The organism is Spirulina subsalsa FACHB-351 (genome assembly GCF_026130165.1).
GTDB lineage: Bacteria > Cyanobacteriota > Cyanobacteriia > Cyanobacteriales > Spirulinaceae > Spirulina_A > Spirulina_A subsalsa_A.
The window spans coordinates 1-1,206 of record NZ_JAIHOM010000250.1 but is presented as its reverse complement, the minus strand read 5'-3'; the positions used below and the strand labels follow the sequence as shown (position 1 = coordinate 1,206).

The following is a 1,206-nucleotide window of genomic DNA, read 5'->3' as shown; positions in this document are numbered from 1 at the left end:
AAATGCGGTCGGGCAGACCGTATCAACGCTCGTCGAGGGTAAAGATATCGGGGTTGGAGTTTATACTCCAGCTAGAGTCTCCCTGTGACACGAGAATCCCCGACCGTTTACGGCGGGGAGTTGTCAATCTCTACTGAACCGGGCTGCCGATGTACAGGTTTCATGGATTTCTACGGCGTGCAAACCCGGTAAACCTGCGGCTTCGAGCCGTTCATACACCCATTGAGCGATCGCCTCACTGGTGGGACTTTCCAATCCAGTCGTCTCGTTGAGGTAGTGATGATCTAAAAACTCTTCCACTAGGGGCTTGAGATAGGCCTTGAGATCCCCGAAATCTTGGATCATACCTTGCTTGGGTCCTTGAGGAATGAGGCGATCGCCTTTGACATACACCCGTCCCACCCAACTATGACCATGGAGACGGCGACATTTCCCATCGTGGTGGGGTAAACGATGGGCTGCTTCAAAGCGAAATTCTTTATAAATAATCCACTGGTGAACGCTGGACATGGGAAACGTCAAAGAACTCCTAAAAACTTATGAGTTTGTAGACTAATCCGCCAGTCGGGATGGGTTAACACATAATCAAATACTAACTTTTGACTGCTGGGGGAATTCCATTCTGGTTGGAGATATTTGGTGGCAAATTCCCCCACCTTCGCCCCTTGTAACTCTGCCCATTCTAGATCTGCGCGATCGCACACCACCACCTTTAACTCGTCCGCCCGTTTATAAATACTCTCATGGGGCGGTTTAAAACGTTTCGGGGAAAACGTCACCCAATCAAAACAACCACTGAACGGATGAGCGCCCGACGTTTCCAGATGCAGGCACAATCCGGCACCATGGAGCGCCTCAGTGAGGGGATGGAGATCATGGAGTAACGGCTCCCCCCCCGTAATCACCACCATTGATGGATTAACCTCTTTAGCCGCCTCTAACAGCCGTTGAACTGACTCTTGGGGGTGATGATTCAACGGCCAGGACTCTTTAGTATCACACCAAGAACAGCCCACATCACACCCCCCCAAACGAATAAAAAAGGCATTACTCCCCGCCCAAGTTCCCTCCCCTTGAACCGAATGGAACATCTCCACCACCGGGTAGGTGATAGACGTGAGAACCTTTAGAGAGCGGGGGGAAATTTCAACAGTCATCTTGCAATCTAAATCCGTGAATCGGGAATCGGGGAGAGGGGGAGCAGGG

Annotated in this window: 2 protein-coding genes; both read right to left on the bottom strand. The window is 51.2% G+C overall.

Going from position 1 to position 1,206, the window contains the following annotated elements; translation table 11 throughout:
* Positions 1 to 123: 123 nt before the first annotated feature.
* Positions 124 to 510 carry a 6-carboxytetrahydropterin synthase QueD gene (gene queD / locus K4A83_RS22685; protein ID WP_265266993.1) on the bottom strand — a complete coding sequence of 129 codons (387 nt, stop codon included), beginning with the start codon at positions 508 to 510 and terminating at the stop codon, positions 124 to 126.
* An 8-nt stretch (positions 511 to 518) separates the two neighbouring features.
* Complete coding sequence (locus tag K4A83_RS22680) at positions 519 to 1,091, bottom strand: 7-carboxy-7-deazaguanine synthase QueE (protein WP_407810280.1); 573 nt, start codon at positions 1,089 to 1,091, stop codon at positions 519 to 521.
* Positions 1,092 to 1,206 lie beyond the last annotated feature (115 nt).